Source organism: Enterococcus sp. AZ188 (genome assembly GCF_050544075.1).
Taxonomy (GTDB): domain Bacteria; phylum Bacillota; class Bacilli; order Lactobacillales; family Enterococcaceae; genus Enterococcus_D; species Enterococcus_D entomosocium.
This window is the reverse complement of sequence record NZ_CP172943.1, coordinates 498,909-515,449: the sequence shown is the minus strand read 5'-3', so window position 1 is coordinate 515,449 and position 16,541 is coordinate 498,909. Positions and strand designations below refer to the sequence as shown.

14 protein-coding genes are annotated in these 16,541 nt (G+C 45.1%); 6 read left to right on the top strand and 8 right to left on the bottom strand.

Translation table 11 applies throughout. The annotated features are described in order from the left end of the window. Positions 1-11: 11 nt before the first annotated feature. From IGI86_RS02410 to IGI86_RS02400, 3 genes are read right to left on the bottom strand one after another with little or no spacing between them, the layout of a single operon-like run. Positions 12-1,313: a Sapep family Mn(2+)-dependent dipeptidase gene (locus tag IGI86_RS02410; protein ID WP_430617711.1), complete on the bottom strand. Its 1,302-nt coding sequence runs from the start codon at positions 1,311-1,313 to the stop codon at positions 12-14. A 25-nt stretch (positions 1,314-1,338) separates the two neighbouring features. Next, positions 1,339-2,067 carry a GntR family transcriptional regulator, LSA1692 subfamily gene (locus IGI86_RS02405; protein ID WP_430617710.1) on the bottom strand — a complete coding sequence of 243 codons (729 nt, stop codon included), beginning with the start codon at positions 2,065-2,067 and terminating at the stop codon, positions 1,339-1,341. A 26-nt stretch (positions 2,068-2,093) separates the two neighbouring features. Beyond that, on the bottom strand, positions 2,094-2,936 hold the full coding sequence (locus IGI86_RS02400) for a YitT family protein (RefSeq protein WP_005227341.1): 843 nt from the start codon (positions 2,934-2,936) through the stop codon (positions 2,094-2,096). A gap of 247 nt (positions 2,937-3,183) precedes the next feature. On the opposite strand from IGI86_RS02400, the gene IGI86_RS02395 reads away from it, so the two are divergent. Continuing rightward, positions 3,184-3,615, top strand: a complete 432-nt coding sequence (locus IGI86_RS02395; RefSeq protein ID WP_005227339.1) for an Hsp20/alpha crystallin family protein — start codon at positions 3,184-3,186, stop codon at positions 3,613-3,615. 130 nt (positions 3,616-3,745) lie between these two features. Here the strand turns inward: IGI86_RS02395 and yajC are convergent, their stop codons facing one another. Further along, positions 3,746-4,087: a preprotein translocase subunit YajC gene (yajC, locus tag IGI86_RS02390; protein ID WP_005232170.1), complete on the bottom strand. Its 342-nt coding sequence runs from the start codon at positions 4,085-4,087 to the stop codon at positions 3,746-3,748. Positions 4,088-4,170: 83 nt separating this feature from the next. Continuing rightward, the gene (tgt, locus tag IGI86_RS02385; RefSeq protein WP_005227333.1) at positions 4,171-5,316 is read right to left on the bottom strand and encodes a tRNA guanosine(34) transglycosylase Tgt; all 1,146 of its coding nucleotides are present in this window, start codon (positions 5,314-5,316) and stop codon (positions 4,171-4,173) included. 198 nt (positions 5,317-5,514) lie between these two features. Here tgt and IGI86_RS02380 point away from each other — a divergent pair, with 198 nt between their 5' ends. Then, positions 5,515-6,225 carry a DUF975 family protein gene (locus tag IGI86_RS02380; protein ID WP_005227331.1) on the top strand — a complete coding sequence of 237 codons (711 nt, stop codon included), beginning with the start codon at positions 5,515-5,517 and terminating at the stop codon, positions 6,223-6,225. 450 nt (positions 6,226-6,675) lie between these two features. Here IGI86_RS02380 and queA read toward each other — a convergent pair whose 3' ends face one another. Further along, the gene (queA, locus tag IGI86_RS02375) at positions 6,676-7,707 is read right to left on the bottom strand and encodes a tRNA preQ1(34) S-adenosylmethionine ribosyltransferase-isomerase QueA (RefSeq protein WP_194187897.1); all 1,032 of its coding nucleotides are present in this window, start codon (positions 7,705-7,707) and stop codon (positions 6,676-6,678) included. 352 nt (positions 7,708-8,059) lie between these two features. Here queA and IGI86_RS02370 point away from each other — a divergent pair, with 352 nt between their 5' ends. Genes IGI86_RS02370 through IGI86_RS02355 form a run of 4 tightly spaced genes read left to right on the top strand, consistent with a single transcriptional unit; the run spans position 8,060 to position 11,461 of the window. Further along, positions 8,060-9,235 (top strand): betaine/proline/choline family ABC transporter ATP-binding protein, encoded by a 1,176-nt coding sequence (locus IGI86_RS02370; protein WP_005227327.1) that lies wholly within the window; start codon positions 8,060-8,062, stop codon positions 9,233-9,235. Between the two features lie 3 nt (positions 9,236-9,238). Further along, complete coding sequence (locus IGI86_RS02365) at positions 9,239-9,874, top strand: ABC transporter permease (RefSeq protein ID WP_005227319.1); 636 nt, start codon at positions 9,239-9,241, stop codon at positions 9,872-9,874. Continuing rightward, entirely contained in the window at positions 9,874-10,794 is a 921-nt protein-coding gene (locus IGI86_RS02360; RefSeq protein ID WP_008376082.1) for an osmoprotectant ABC transporter substrate-binding protein, read from the top strand. The genes IGI86_RS02365 and IGI86_RS02360 overlap by 1 nt, the downstream gene beginning before the upstream one ends. A gap of 4 nt (positions 10,795-10,798) precedes the next feature. Continuing rightward, positions 10,799-11,461: an ABC transporter permease gene (locus IGI86_RS02355; RefSeq protein WP_005227316.1), complete on the top strand. Its 663-nt coding sequence runs from the start codon at positions 10,799-10,801 to the stop codon at positions 11,459-11,461. A gap of 130 nt (positions 11,462-11,591) precedes the next feature. Here IGI86_RS02355 and IGI86_RS02350 read toward each other — a convergent pair whose 3' ends face one another. Both IGI86_RS02350 and IGI86_RS02345 read right to left on the bottom strand, forming a co-directional pair. Next, positions 11,592-14,417: an endo-beta-N-acetylglucosaminidase gene (locus IGI86_RS02350; RefSeq protein ID WP_430617709.1), complete on the bottom strand. Its 2,826-nt coding sequence runs from the start codon at positions 14,415-14,417 to the stop codon at positions 11,592-11,594. Positions 14,418-14,592: 175 nt separating this feature from the next. Then, positions 14,593-16,533, bottom strand: coding sequence for a glycoside hydrolase family 127 protein (locus IGI86_RS02345; RefSeq protein ID WP_429966962.1), 1,941 nt, complete (start codon positions 16,531-16,533; stop codon positions 14,593-14,595). Positions 16,534-16,541: the final 8 nt, after the last annotated feature.

Here is a 16,541-nt window from a genome sequence, read left to right as displayed (position 1 = left end):
CGCGTCTTCGCTTATTTTGTCAGTGCTTGTAAACTGCGCAAATAAATTTCAAGATTCATCCGCAGATCGGCAACCGCCATGTATTCATCTTGGTTATGAGCGATCCCTTTTTGCCCTGGAAAAGACGGACCAAAAGCAAGGATGTTTGGCATTTTGCGGGCGTAGGTTGCTCCTGTAGTCGTCACGGGGGTTGGATCATTGCCCGTTACTTGGTGATAGATCGTCGATAGCGTTTGGATTTCGGGGGCATCTTTTGATCGGCAGAACCCCGGAATGCTGCGAAGGATCGTAAGACTTGCCCCTTTTGGCAATGCCTTTTGCACCCCAGCGAGTACTTGTTCCTCCGTTACCGATACCGGATAGCGAAAGGCCACTTCTAACGCTAGTCCACTGGCGGATTTTTGGAGAACCACAGGGGTCAAGATCAACTTTCCTGAATCAGCATCTTCTAGTACCAAATCAATGCCTTCGCCATAGTGCTGCTGGTGAAAACTTTGGGCGATCCACTGCAAAGCTGCTTGCAAGGATGGTGTCGCTGCTAGTTGCGGTGCTGCTTGCTGGGCAAGCTTTGTAATGGCATTGTCCCCTAGCTCAGGGGCATTGCTAGGGGAACGTTTGCCTAGTGCTTCAAAGGACTGGCTGCCTACGGTTACCGATAGGTGGTCTGGTACATGATCGCGGAATTGATCGCCAGAAAACGCCGCTAACAGCTGCTGTTCTTGGGCGGGCAATGGAAAATCAAGTTGCACATTGACGACACCTCGTTCGCCGTAAACCACTGGATACTTGCAGTCTGGCGTAAAACCAAAACGCGGTGGCTGCTCAACCGCTAGATAATGCGGGATATCCGACATGCCGCTTTCTTCATCTGTACCGAAAATGATCCGCAGCGGTAATTGCGGTTGATGACCAAGGTCTTTCAATAATTTCATGGCAAACAAACAGCTGATGATCGGGCCTTTGTTATCTAAGATCCCTCGGCCATAAAAGTTGCCGTCTTTTTCAGTTAGTGCAAAGGGTGGGTAGCTCCAGCCAGAACCTGCCGAGACGACATCCAAGTGTCCTAACACACCGATATAGTCGGTATCCGTTGGTCCCCAATGGGCATAGCCGATCGCATCATCAATGACCGTTGTTTGAAACCCGTATGCTGCGCTTTTTTCCATGACGTATGCTAACACTTCTCGTGGTCCTGTGCCATAAGGCGCATGGGGCCCCGGCTCACCTTTGACGCTTGCGATCTGCATCACTTCGTCCAAAAGCGTGAGAAATTCTGGCCAATTGGCTTCAATACTTGCTGTGAGTGGATCCATTGTCTTCACCTCTAAAGGATTGATTTTATTTTTGACGCACTAATGTATTTTTGAAGGTGTATTTGTCTGCTCGGTAATAGGATGTATCGTATAAGATCGGTTTGGCTGATGCGGAATAGGTCATCGAATGGACCAAAAGCATCGGTTCCTCTTGAGGCACCTGTAAAAGTTTCGCAATATCGGCAGGACTTTTCACAGCTTCCACCTCTTGATGGGAATAACCAATCTCGATGTTGGCTTCAATGACTTGATATAAAGACGACTCTAATTGAGCTTTCGTGAGTTCTGCGGTGCCTTCTTGCAGATAGCGTTTCAGTACGTAAAGATTTTCCACCGTCATCGGCTCATCATCAAAGTAACGCAAGCGCACCAAATAAACGATCGGTTCCTTGCCATAATCGCCAAACAGCTGACCAATCTCTATCGGGAGTTCTTTGACGGTTTCGATATGCAAAACTTCCGTACGGGTCTTTTTCCCTTGGATCTTGGCGGTCTCGGTAAAACTTTGGAGGCCGCCAGAGCCGCTTTGGATCTTGGGCTGTTTCATGACATAGGTTCCTTTGCCTTTTTCTTTCACTAACAAATTCTGGGCAATCAATAAATCGATGGCTTTGCGCACCGTTAAACGGCTGCACTGAAATTCCTCTGCTAAATCATAATCGGAAGGAAGTTTTTGGCTCGTCACGTACGTACCTTCATGAACCCGTTGCGCAATCTGCTGGGCAACTTCTTGAAATACTGCTTGTTTTTTCAACGTCTCTCCTACTTTCTTTCACTTTGCTACCATTCATAAAACGATCGATTGGCACTGACGCCAGAAGAAACACTGACAAACGCTTGTTCATCGATTCCTTGGATCATGCCTTCGACGGTCTTGAGTTCTCTATGGGAAATGACAAGTAATAATAGTTTTTTCTGTTGATGATCAAATCCACCTTCGACATCGTTGATGACCGTGATGCCTCGCTGCAAGGCACATTGCAGCGTCGTAATGACGGGTTCTGCTTTTTCTGTAACGACCAGCAGCTGCACACGCCGCTGCTTCAGGTTGACGTAGTCGACCATCCGCCCACTGATGAAGAAGGAAATGGCACTATAAAAAGCATAGGGCCAGCCAAAGATCAGCCCGGCTGCTAGCTGCAAACTGACATTGAAGCCGATAAAGAAACTGCCGATACTTCTACCAGTGGCTTTTTTCACTAAAATCCCTAAAATATCAAGCCCACCCGTTGAAAAATCGTCGTTCAATGTCAAGCCCACCGACACCCCGTGCAGCAATCCGCCGAACACGGCACAGATCACCGGATCGGTCGTTAAAGCAATGACCGGTACCACCTTCATCATAACAGAAGACAGGACGACGGTACAAACCGTCATGATGGTAAATTCTCGATCGATTTTGACCCAAGCAACCGCTAACAATGGCGCATTAAAAAAAAGCACCAAAAGCGGGATCGAAAGCTGCAGATTCAACTGCTCGTCTAAAAGCTGCGACAACAATTGCGACAAACCAGTGATCCCACTCGCATAAATATTTCCCGGCAGCCAAAAGAGATTTAAAGCAATCGACGACAACAATGCATAGATCAAAGCAACAAGCATTCGTTTTCTATAACGTGCCATGTTTTTCCTCCTCCACTTCGCTTTTAGTATATATCATTAAGTATATACTGTCACGCGAAAAAAGCAGGAGAAATGAAGGCGGAAATGGAAACAAAGCAATGTAAAAAAACGCCAAAATCAAGGAGTAAAACGTTGGTATAAAAGGTTTTTTAAGATTTTTTTAAAGCGAGTAAATCACTTGAAATTCGCTAAAAAATGAATAAAATAAAAAGTGTAAAAACAAAAGAATAAAGAAAGGATGATTCTTATGACACATGAGATTGTGCCACGCCGCTCAGATTCATACAGTATGACACCTTTTGATTTCTTTGAAGATTTTGGCCGCAGTTTTTTTGATGGGTTTCCATCGAACCTGATCAAAACCGATATTCACGAGAATGACAAGGAATTTCTCGTTGAAGCAGAACTGCCTGGCATCCCTAAGGAAAATATTCAAGTAACCTATGAGAATGGGGTTTTAACGATTACGGGACAACACCAGACGGATCATGCGACCGAAGATGAAAAAGGACGTCTGGTTCGCAGCGAGCGCAGCTTGACAAGCGTTCGGCGACAATACCTGTTAGAAAACGTCAAAGAGGATGAAATCAAAGCCTCTTACGCTGAAGGAATTTTGAAATTGACGTTGCCAAAAGATCAAGGCAAACAAGCGTCAAAGAAACTGATTCCGATCGAGTAGCGAAGGCAATCAAAACACTGCAGCAAAACGAGCGATCTCTGTTTTGCTGCGGTGCTTGTTTTATTTTAGAAACTGTCCGACTACTAAAAAACGCACCATCGCTTCTGAGAAAGCGACGGTGCGTTTGTGCTTATTCTTTGGTTTCGTCTTGGATGCTCGTTGCGTCTTCGACATCAGCTGGTTCGATTTGTGTTTCAACGGATGCAACAGTTCCAGGTTTCACTGTGCGGATCGCTGAACGATCAAACTCTAAGAAAATTCCTTCACAGTCGATGATCACGGTGCTTTTTTCTGTGTTGACTTCAGAAAGAACGCCGTGGAGTCCGCCGATGGTTACGACTTCATCGCCAGCTTTCATATTTTCTAAAAGATTTTTACGCTCTTGCTGTTGTTTCTTTTGTGAACGACTCATAAAGAACCACATTGCCACTAAAGCAACCAGCATAAAGAGCATTGGTAAAGATTGTGCCATTTTTTTCACCTCGATTTATTTTCTTTCCTATAAGATACTTTATCAGAATTCCTCTATTATTCCCACCATTTTAGTAGAGAATGTTAGAAATTCCTCGCATTTTCCTTGTTGAACCCATACTCTTCAATAAAATGCTCACGGAACTCCAACAAGTTGTCATCCATGATGGCTTGACGGACATTTTTCATCAGATTCAATAAGAAGTAGACATTGTGGTAAGACGTCAAACGCATACCAAAGGTTTCATCACATTTGATCAAGTGGCGGATGTACGCACGAGAATAGTTTTTACATGTATAGCAATCACACTTCTCGTCAATTGGTCGAAAGTCACGGGCATATTGCGCATTTTTCACGACTAAACGACCTTTTGAAGTCATACAGGTACCGTTTCTTGCGATCCGTGTTGGTAAAACGCAGTCGAACATATCGACACCGCGAATCACGCCATCGATCAAGGAGTCAGCTGCCCCAACGCCCATCAGGTAACGTGGTTTGTTTTCTGGAATCCAAGGAGTCGTAAATTCCAACACGCGATTCATTTCCGCTTTTGGTTCGCCAACTGACAGGCCGCCGATAGAATAACCTGGGAAGTCCATACTAATCAAGTCTTGGGCACTCTGCTTGCGCAAGTCTTCAAAGCCTGCACCTTGAATGATCCCAAACAAGCCTTGACGATCTGGATTGGCATGAGCTTTCAAGCCACGTTCTGCCCAGCGAGACGTCCGTTCCACCGATTTTTTGACGTAGTCATAGCTTTCATCAAATGGCGGACACTCATCAAAACTCATCATGATATCTGATCCTAATTTGTTTTGGATATCAATCGCTTTTTCAGGAGATAAAAACATTTTCGACCCATTCAAATGGTTTTTGAAATGGACACCTTCTTCGACGATGTTGCGCATTTCGGCTAATGAAAAGACTTGGAAACCACCTGAATCTGTTAAGATCGGTTGATCCCAATTCATAAATTTATGTAAGCCGCCTGCTTCTGCAACAATGTCTTCTCCTGGACGCAACCACAAGTGATAGGTATTGCTTAAAATGACGCCTGCACCCATTTCTTTCAACTCTTCAGGGGCAAGGGTTTTAACCGTTGCTAATGTGCCGACTGGCATGAACATTGGCGTTGGAAAGGTTCCGTGAGGCGTGATCAGTTCGCCTAAACGGGCACCGGTATGCTTTTCTTTCTTTATCAGACGATAACGAATGGCTGGTTCCGTCATTCATTTCCCTACTTTCTCTCTAAACTCAATTAACTGTGCAACGCTATCTATGATAAGGGTTGCCCTTACATTTTGCAAGGAAGTTTAAAGAAACTAAGAGTATTTTCTCCTAGTTATGCGAAACATCTATTACTTTTTTTTGAAGATTTAGCGAAAGTTTGCTATCATGTTATTTATATTGAAGGGAGGTTTTTTGAAATGAAATCAAATAGAGAACTAAAAGCAGAAGCAAAAGCAATCCTGAGAGGCCGCTGGAAAGACAGTGTTTTGATGTGTATTGTACCGACTTTGATCTCGATCGCTATCGCACTCGTCATTATCGTTCTTGCTGTTATTCCATTGTATCAAAGCGGTATGTTTAATGATCTTGGTTCCACTGACGCAGTCAATTCCGCAGGAGGAAGTGGCAGCGGCAGTGGTGGCGGTTTGATCAGCGGTCTATTTTCTGCCTTATTCGGTGCTGGGATCTCTTGGACTTTCCTTGACATTTTACGCGGTAAGAAGCAATCGATCCAGCCTTTTTCTGATGTCTTTCGCGGCTTCAGTGGCGCTTTCGTGTTAGGGATCATCGTCATCTATATTCTGTCGACTATTTTCACGACGTTGTGGACGTTCCTGTTTATCATTCCTGGGATCATTAAAGCTTATTCTTATTCTCAAGCATATTTTGTCTTTTATGATACCTATGAAGAAACGGGCATGCGGCCAGATTTTCTCAGCTGCATCACAGGTAGCCGTCATTTAATGAAAGGCTACAAAGGTCAACTGTTCATCCTTGATCTGAGCTTCATCGGCTGGCACATTTTGGCCATCATGACAGCAGGAATTGGCTACTTATGGTTGACGCCATACATCAGTGCAACCAAAGCAGCATTCTATGACAATCTGCCTAAACGAGCACTTGCTTAAAAGATCGGTTCGCCGGTCTTTTTTTTTGAAGAAAAGAATCGTTTTCTTTTGCAAACGCTTCCGTTTCGTGTTATAGTATACGTGTAAGGAAGGTAGCAACTCTGTTGGTGGTTTTCGTAAATATCGCAAACTCAATCTACTAAAAGTTGTTGAACGTACAAGTTTCACCTAGTACCAAACGTGTAAAGTAACAAGAAGAAAAACGTAACAAGGATCGAACATTTCCATATCGAAAAATGATACGTCTCATTTTGTATCGGAATACACGAAACATGTGTAAGTTTGTAAATGAAAACAAATTTTCGAGAAACATTGCTTTGCATGGACCACAAAAAGCGACCACCACTTATACCTTCCTCTAGTAGTAAGCTGGGCGACAAAAAAAGCAGTTCTAAAAGTTGAGAAATTGATTCAACTTAAAGAGCCGCTTACGTCGCTCAGTTTTTTTGTTTATTTTAAGAACATCGCATCGCCAAAGCTAAAGAAGCGATATCGCTCATCAATAGCATGCTGGTAGGCAGAAAGTGTTAGGTCGCGTCCTGCAAAGGCACTGACTAACATCACTAAGGTTGATTTTGGTAGGTGGAAGTTGGTAGAAAAAGCTTCCACGATTTTAAACTGATAGCCTGGCGTGATAAAAATACTCGTCCACCCACTATCGGCTTTGATTTGCCCATCAAACTTGGTCCCAATGGTTTCTAATGTACGGATCGAAGTCGTTCCGACTGCAACGATCTTGCCATCATTTGCCCGAACATCGTTCAATTGTGCGGCAGCTTCTTCTGTCAAACGGTAAAATTCGCTGTGCATCTCATGATCAGCGATATTATCGACACTGACTGGACGAAACGTTCCTAAACCAACGTGCAAAGTCAGATAAACCAGCTTGACGCCTTTCGCTGCAATCTGCTCTAGCAATTCTGGGGTAAAATGCAAGCCGGCAGTTGGTGCGGCCGCTGAGCCGTTTTCTTTGGCATAAACCGTTTGATAGCGGTCTGGGTCTTCTAGCCGTTCTTTGATGTAAGGCGGTAACGGCATTTCGCCAAGTGATTCCAGAATCTCTAAAAAGATTCCTTTGTATTGAAAACGAATGATCCGGCCGCCGTGATCGAGCTCTTCTTCCACCACTGCCTCTAATCGTCCGTCGCCGAAGGTGATCTTCGTGCCGACTTTGGCTCTTTTGGCTGGCTTGATCAAGGTTTCCCACGTATCCCCTTCAATATTGTTCAGTAAAAGGATTTCCAGATGGGCACCTGTTTCTTGTTTTTCGCCATAGATACGAGCTGGTAATACCCGCGTATCATTCATCACCAAGGCATCCCCTGGTTCCAATTCATCAATGATGTTATAGAAGTGCTTGTCCTCAAATTTGCCAGTCTCGCGGTCAACCACTAATAAACGGGAACTTGAGCGATCACTTAATGGCGTTTGGGCGATCAGTTCTTCCGGTAATTCAAAATCAAAATCTTCAGTTGTAAGCATGTTGTTCCTCTCTTTCCCTAAATTCTTCTCTATTCTAGCATGTTTTTATAAAAATTGAAAAAACAGCTTTTAATTCTGCCCTTTCTTAGAAAAAAATAAAAAGACTGCTGCTAAGGCCTTCAGCAAAAAAGTCTCCTTTTTCCCAATGAAAAATAACGACATATTTCCGCTGCTTCTTTTCTCTATGCATCGCTCCTTAATTTGGACTTGCTTATGGCGCTATTTTCAGTTTTGTCTATACAATTATGAAAAAAATGGGCAGATTATTTGAATAACACGTGACTTTTCGGCATACTTAGTACAGATTATAAGCCATTATTCAGATTGCTTAAATAAAAATAGAGGTGACATCATGATTGAGTTTCAGCAGGTATCCAAAATTTACAAAGGTGGTAAAGTCGCTGTTGAAGATGTGAATCTTTCCTTTGAAAAAGGCGAATTCATTTGCTTCATCGGGACAAGTGGTAGCGGAAAGACGACTTGTATGCGGATGATCAACCGTATGACGGATCCTTCTAAAGGAAAAATCTTGATCAATGGAAAAAGCGTTACAGAGATCAACCCAGTGGAATTACGCCGTCAAATCGGCTATGTGATCCAAAGCATCGGTTTGATGCCCCACATGACGATTCGGGAAAACATCACATTGGTTCAAAAATTGTTAAAAGTCAGCCAAGAAGAACGCAATAAAACTGCCGAGCGCATGATCGACTTGGTGGAATTGCCGCGAGAAATGCTCGACCGTTACCCCAACGAATTGTCTGGGGGGCAACAGCAACGGATCGGTGTTGTCCGTGCCTTGGCAGCTGACCAAGATGTCATTTTAATGGATGAGCCTTTTGGCGCACTAGACCCAATCACTCGTGACTCCTTACAAGATTTGGTTAAAGACTTGCAAGAACGGCTTGGAAAAACCGTCGTCTTCGTTACCCATGATATGGACGAAGCATTGAAGCTTGCTAGCCGTATCGTGATCATGAGTGAAGGAAAAGTCATTCAATTTGATACACCAGAAAATATTCTGCAACACCCAGCAACACCGTTTGTGGAAGAGTTGATCGGTGAAGACCGCTTGTTACAAGCAAAACCTGACACGACGCCAGTCAAAGACGTAATGTTAAATACCCCGATCGCTATCACACCAGAAAAATCCTTACAAGAAGCGATTCACTTGATGCGGGAAAAACGGGTCGATACCTTGCTTGTTACCGACAATAGCAACGTGCTAAAAGGCTACATCGATGTCGAATCCATCGACCGCAACCGTGGCAAAGTTACTAGTGTCGGCGATATCTTGAACAAAGATGTCTTTTTCGTTCGCGAAACCGCCTTGTTGCGGGATACCTTGCAACGCATCTTAAAACGCGGCTTAAAATATGTCCCAGTAGTAGATGCCGACAAACATTTAGTTGGGATTTTGACCCGTGCTTCCTTAGTTGATATCGTTTATGACGTGATTTGGGGCGATGAGCCATCGATCATGGAAGCCATTGAGTCGGCGAAACCTGAAGAAACTGAGGAGGTCTAGCGCATGCAAAGCTTCTTTAATGAATATGGCGGCCAATTGGTCACCAAAAGTCTTGAACATTTGTATATTTCCTTTGCGGCTTTGCTCTTAGGGATTCTTGTTGCCGTACCGATCGGTGTGATCTTGACCCGTTTCCCCAAAGCAGCAACGATCGTGATCGGCATCACCAGTGCGTTGCAAACCGTGCCTTCTTTGGCCCTATTGGCATTGATGATCCCGATTTTAGGTGTCGGAAAAGTCCCTGCTATCGTCGCTCTTTTCATTTATTCCTTATTGCCGATTTTGCGAAATACCTACATTGGAATGAAAAAAGTCGATTGGAATTACCGCGATGTTGCCAAAGGGATGGGGATGACCAACTTGCAGTCGATCATCAGTGTGGAATTACCCCTAGCGATCCCAACGATCATGGCAGGGATCCGCTTATCGGCCGTGTATGTTTTAGCCTGGGCTACCTTGGCTTCTTACATTGGTGCCGGTGGACTTGGTGATTTGATCTTTAGCGGACTAAACAATTACCAACCGCCTTTGATTTTTGCTGGAACGATTCCAGTGACGATCTTTGCTTTATTAGCTGACTGGTTACTGGGTTTGTTAGAAAACAAACTGACACCAGCTGCCTTAAGGGGGGATGCGTAATGAAAAAAACTTCAAAATTAGCGCTGTTGTTTTCCTTAAGTGTCGCTTTACTGTCCGGCTGTTCCTTTCCCGGTTTAGCATCGACTTCTGATGAGAATACCGTGGCGATCACAGGTGGGATCACTTCCGAAGCCCAAATTCTTGGCGCGGTGGTTGCCGGTATGGTCGAACACTATACGGATAAAAACACAACCGTCATTAACAACTTAGCAACAACGACCATCAATCACCAAGCGATGATGAATGGCGATGCGTCGATCTCAGCTGCCCGCTACACAGGAACTGACTTGACCACTACGTTAGGGTTGGAACCAGAATCTGATCCGCAAGCCGCCTTTGACAAAGTCAAATCAGAATTTGAGAAACGATACCAACAGACTTGGTTCCCATCTTACGGCTTTGATAACACATATGTCTTTCTTGTCAGGAAAGACACTGCTGAAAAATACGGATTGGAAAAAGTCAGTGACTTGAAAGATGTCGCAGATCAATTGGTCGCAGGGGTCGATACCGCGTGGATCACACGGGTCGGCGATGGGTACGATGGCTTCCAGGAAGCCTATGGATTCTCTTTCCAAAATATCCTACCGATGCAGATCGGTCTCGTCTATGATGCTGTTGATAACGGAAAAATGGATATCGTTTTAGGATACTCAACCGACGGCCGGATCGGCAGTTACGATCTCGTGATGCTGGAAGATGATCTAAACTTCTTCCCGCCTTATGATGCCGCACCGATCGTCGATGACAAATTATTGAAAGAAACACCTGAAATCGGCGATGCCCTGAACAAATTAGCAGGCAAAATCGATACCGAAAAAATGCAAGAATTGAATTACCAAGTGGATAATGACCTTCTAGAACCAACGGTAGTTGCCGAACGTTTCTTAGAAGAAAATAATTACTTCGAAGGAGAGTGACGAAATGGCAGACATGAATTTATTCCAACAATTTCTTTTCTATTTTCAAGAAAATGGCGGCTATGTTTTTGCCCAGTTCATTCGTCACTTCTTGATTTCAATCTACGGGGTACTTTTTGCCTCGATCGTCGGCATTCCAATCGGGATCTTGATTTCTAAAAAAATGCGTTTGGCAGATTGGGTGATTCGTTTCGCCAATATCATCCAGACGATTCCATCTTTAGCGATGATCTCGATTTTAATGATCGGCATGGGCTTAGGTGTGAATGTCGTGATTTTAACGATTTTCCTTTATTCTTTGTTACCGATCATCAAAAATACCTATACCGGCATGCGCCAAGTCGACCGCAATACGTTAGATGTCGGCAAAGGGATGGGGATGACTAGCTGGCAACGATTGTATATGATCGAATTGCCATTGTCTGTTTCGGTGATCATGGCAGGGATTCGAAACGCCTTAGTCGTGGCGATCGGTATCACCGCTATTGGGGCTTTCGTTGGTGCTGGTGGACTGGGGGACATCATCATCCGTGGAACCAATGCGACGGATGGTGCATCGATCATCTTAGCCGGTGCTTTACCAACTGCCTTGATGGCGATCATTACGGATCTTGGATTGAGCTTTATTGAACGCCGCTTAGATCCAGCCAGCCGTACGTCACGCTAAACTTATTTGCAAAAAGCAAAAGCCGTTGTGACCATTTATTGGTCGCAACGGCTTTTTGGGTTTGGTCATTTTTCAGAAAAGCATGCTTCAGACGCTTCCCTTCTTAGGTTTAACGCCCTGCTCTTTTTCGCTATTTATCCATTCCGTATACTTCGACTTCATAGATTCGGGCTGCCGAATCTGCTCCTTGTGTTGGTTTATCGATACTGATTTTTACATATTGCACCTTCTGGACGGCAAACGTATTGGTGCTATTGCCGGCTTCATTTTTCAACGTTCGTGAAACTGGCTCATAGTCTTTGCCATCTTCACTGACGAGCACCGTATACGCCCGCGTATTCATGTCTGGACCTTCTCCACCAGCCTCCGCATGAGCGAGGCGTACTTCACTGACCGTTTGTGGCCGACCGAGATCGATCATCAACTCATGAGGCGCATTGCCTGTCGCACACCACTTCGTACTCAAATCACCATCGAGGGCAAAAGCCGGTGCTTCGGCATCATTGACAAACGATGAAGCAGTTGCTTCGGCATCTTTTGAAAGCAGCAGCAACTCTTTCGGCGCATCAGCAGAAATCGTGATCAATCCCGCCATTTCCAGAGGGGTCTCTCCTGCTTCATTTTTGGCAACAAGCGTGACTTTGTAGGTACCTGGTTCCGAATAGGTCACTTGGGGATTTTCTTCTGTACTGCTCGTGATATCGCCGCCTTCAAACGTCCATTCGAATGCTTCAGCATTCGCAGATGAGGTATTCGTGAAGGTGATCGTTTCACCCGGTGCCGCCAAGGTTTTAGAGGCTGTAAAGGCCGCTTTTGGCAGCTGATTGTTCGGCCAAGTGATCTCCACCGTATCTGATAGCTTGCCACGATTGCCATAGCGATCCACTGCCACCACCGCGAACTTGGTTTTCGTCCCTTTTGGACGTTCAACGGCATTCAAATAGTGGTTGGTTGCTGGCGTAGCTGCTAAGAAAGAGCGTGAGCCGTCATCGTTCAATTGGTAGATCTCATAAACCGCAGCTGTCTTGTCCTTGGCAGCTTCCCACATTAAACGGACACCCGCATAGTTGCCCTCTTCCTCATCAAAGAGCACATCCTCAACCGTCAATGCTTCGGCAGCGAATTTCTCCGCTTTCTGATCTCCGATCGTTAATTGCCCTAGATTCAACTCATAGACATCACTGGTCTCTTCAGTGGTTATGTCATAACCGATCGCTGTCACTTCCCCTTTGATGTCTTTCAATGAGTAAGTAATCGTCGTCCAGTCTGCTACGACCTCTTTGTCTCCTTTGATTGTTTGTGTCGAACCATCGGCTAAGGTCACGACCAAATCAAGAGTTGTCGGTACCGTTGCTTTGACAGTCGTCGTCAGCTTCGTCTTTTTCGTCACAGGAAATGCTGTCTGATACAATGCCATGTGACTGGTACTGCCTTTTGTCATCTGTCCACGTAGTTTCAGTGCATTTCCGCCATTATAGGCATCCGCATAATTGATTGATACAGCCAAATCATTGTCTTTTCCATGGTCAAAGACCCAACGATAGGTCGGCAAAACAGCTTGCAAGCTTCGGTTGTTCCAATTGCGGCTGGACACTTTTTCTCCCTCGATAAAATAGTTGTAGCCATTCCCCAGACTAAAATTCGTCACAAAAGGCAGCTCTGTGATAGCGGTCTGTTCTAGGGCATAGGTGGAGATCCCAGGCCACTCTGTCGCTTCTGGCAGCTGGCTTTCCCGAGGATCACCCGTGTTATTGACCCAAAAAGCATTCTCTTTGCTTTGGAAATCATCCGGCGTACTAGCAGAAGAATAGGTCCAGCTAGGTACATACAGGCCCAATGAGGTATAAGGAACGCCTTTTTCATCCGTAAACAGATCCCAGCGCACAGGCGTTGAATAGCCATTTTCTTGCACATCGATCCCAGCAAAAAGATCGTAAGGATCGACACCGATTTCACGGGCTTTTTCATTGGAGGCCTTCAACAGCTCTTTGTCCGCCAGTTTGTCAGTGGTCCACCAGAAATTCAAGAACATACTATCTGCCAATGGGTTCATCTCTGCATCCACTAAATAGGCTTTGTTCTTATCCGTCAAAGCGTTTTGCCAATCCATTTTCCCATCACTCGTCATGGAATCATACCACATGATCTCTAAATGCTCGTCGGTTTGTTCTTTGAATTGGGCGATCAGTTCTTGCATCGCTTTGGCGTGGCTTTCATTTAGTCCTTTACCATCAGTCCCCGATTGTTCAACACCTTCCGCTGCATCATCAAAACTAGTGACCGCCGTATCGGTTTCTTGGTTGATGAACCAGCCATCAAAGCCATACGTATTGGCAACTTCGATCATTTTTTCTACGATCGGAAAATTGCCGTCCTCATCCTTAGCTAAAAACGTATCTAGCCATTCCAGCTTCCCACCATGGGCAGTTTGCGGAAAGAAGATCGTTCCTAAAACCGGCACGCCATTCCTATGAGCAGCATCTGTCACATCAGGACTTGGTGGTACGATGATCCCTTCGCCAGAAGAGCCGCCCCAATAAACCAATTGATCAATGTATTGCCAATAAGAAAAGACATTGGCATCAAAGGTATTGATCCCACGTGGTGCATTGCCGCTCGTACTGCTATTCATGATCGAAAGCGCCACGACTTTGGTTTCTGCCGTTTGCGTGTCATTCATCTTCGGCAACGTCTCTTTAGCTGCCCGCTGCGCTAATGGAACAACGCTGGTATTGTATTTCGCATCTGGATCTTTTTCAAAAGACCATGCCAACAAATCCTCTGGGAACCAATAAGACGACTCCGGCTGATTGTCCATCGCTTTTTCCAACGTACTTTTGGCTGTTTCCTGGTAAACGACTTTTCCAGTTGTCTTCGCCTCACTTTGGGTGCAGCCGCCGATTGCCGCTGCCAACACCAACAAAGATGCGCCAACTTTACTGATTTTCCTTGTCACACTTCTTCCTCCTTGTTTTACATAAACCCGCCAACATTCCTACACTAAAACGATAACGCTTTCAAAGGTAGGAATATAGGAACAAATTAAAGAAATCATGCAACAAATCCAAGAAGGTTGAGTTTAGAAAAAAAAGAGCCTCCTTTTTGGGAAGCTCTTTGGCCCTGCTTACTTCTTACTCCTTTCCAACGAGCGGCAGCCAAACGCGCATTTCGCCTATGCCCCGATTGCCCCATAAATGGTATGGGATCAGTTGCCACGTACGAGGTATGACCGTTTCCGCTCGTTCTTCGTAAAGGGTTGTTCCCGACCATTCTTCGCTTTGGTAGCCTTTGATCGCCAAACGTAAAGTAGTTGGCAACAACGTATCCTCTTTCGCAAAGGTCGCCTCCAGCGCCTGTGGGTCGATGCGGCAACGCCAGAGTGCTTGACCATTGTCGGCTTCTTCTATGCAATACACGAAGGGGCCACGTTGCAATGCGACTTGATTGATGTCTTGAATAACTTGAGGATTCGCACGCAAGATTTGCAATGGTTGTTCAAAACGGATATTGACCGTCACGTTTTCGACTGCCTCAAAGATGATTGCCTCGTTCGTCTCCTGCCATTCGTGTTCACTATCGATTTGAAACTTACTTAGTCCGTTAGGTTTGTGGATGATGAGCGTCTTTGGAATGCCTTGATAGCGAATCGTGAGGTCCTCTGTAAAAGGAAACCCGCCCGTTTGTTCAAACGTAAATTGGTCAGGTTCTTCTAAACGGCTTGCTACAAATAAATTCACGTAAAGCTTCTCTTGATCGCAAGTGTAAACCAAGCGCTGCAGCGAAGCGACCATCCGTGCAAAATTGGGCGGACAACACGCACAACCGAGCCAATCGGGTCGTTGGGCTTTGACGTGACCTTTGCCAGGATTTTCTTGATCTCGTTGGGGATTGACCTCCAAAGGATTCACGTAGAAAAAGTGTTTGCCGTCAATTGCCGCACCAGAAAGGACGCTATTATACAACGCTCGTTCCATCGTCGCTAAATATTTTGGTTCATTGGTTAGTTTGAATAGCTCAAAAGAAAATTGGACCAATGCAATGGCTGCACAGGTTTCACAATACATCGTATCATTTGGCAAATCATAGGGACCGACAAAGGCTTCCCCGTGAACGGTTGAGCCGACGCCACCGGTCACATACATTTTCTTACAGGCGATGTCTTCCCAGATCGCTTCGCAAGCATCGATCAATTCTTGATCTTGGGTATGCTGGGCGACTTTTGCCATCCCGCTTGCCATATACAGCATTCGTACCGCATGACCTTTGGCTTCATGCTGCTTTTTAGGTTGATCGTAGGCTTGTAAATAGGTGAGGTCTACCCTTGGCGTTTCATCTGATAAGCCATCCGCTTGGTTTTTCAAAATTTCTTTTTCGTAAAAGGCAGGATCTTCCCCACGTACTTCAAGAAAAAAATCAGCTAATGTCAAATAGGTTTGTTTACCAGTGTATTCATACAAACGCACCAGCGCCAATTCGATCTCTTGATGGCCATCAGCACCTTGAATTTTTCCAGACTCCCGCCCAAAATACGTGCAAATATTGGCGATATTTTTCTCTGCCACGGTCAGTAATTTATCCTTGCCTGTTGCTTGATCATAAGCGATAGCCGCTTCGACTAGATGCCCGGCACAATAAAGTTCATGACTGAAATACAGCTGACGGTATTTTAACTTCGGTCGGGTCAATTGAAAGAAGGTATTTAAGTAGCCGTCCGCTTCTTGCGCAGCAGCAACTAAGTCAATCACTTCATCTACTGTCTTTTCCAATTGCGGATCGCTAGTATTCAACAAGCTATACCCAGCCGACTCGATCCATTTGTAGACATCACTATCTTGGAAAAACCAGCCAAAATGTTCCCCTTCTATTTGCCCTGCAGCGATGCGAAAATTCGCCAATGCATGGCTTTTCCCAGCTGGCAAATTGGGATCTTCCCGTTCTGCTTGAACATCTACATCGATTTCATCATTTAGGACTTGGTATTGGTAAGGAATCGTTTCTTTGCGAACAAGCTCTTGGTATCCTTGCCAAAACTCGTCCGTGAGCTGGATCTTGTTTAATGCGAATTCTTTCATTTCGTTCT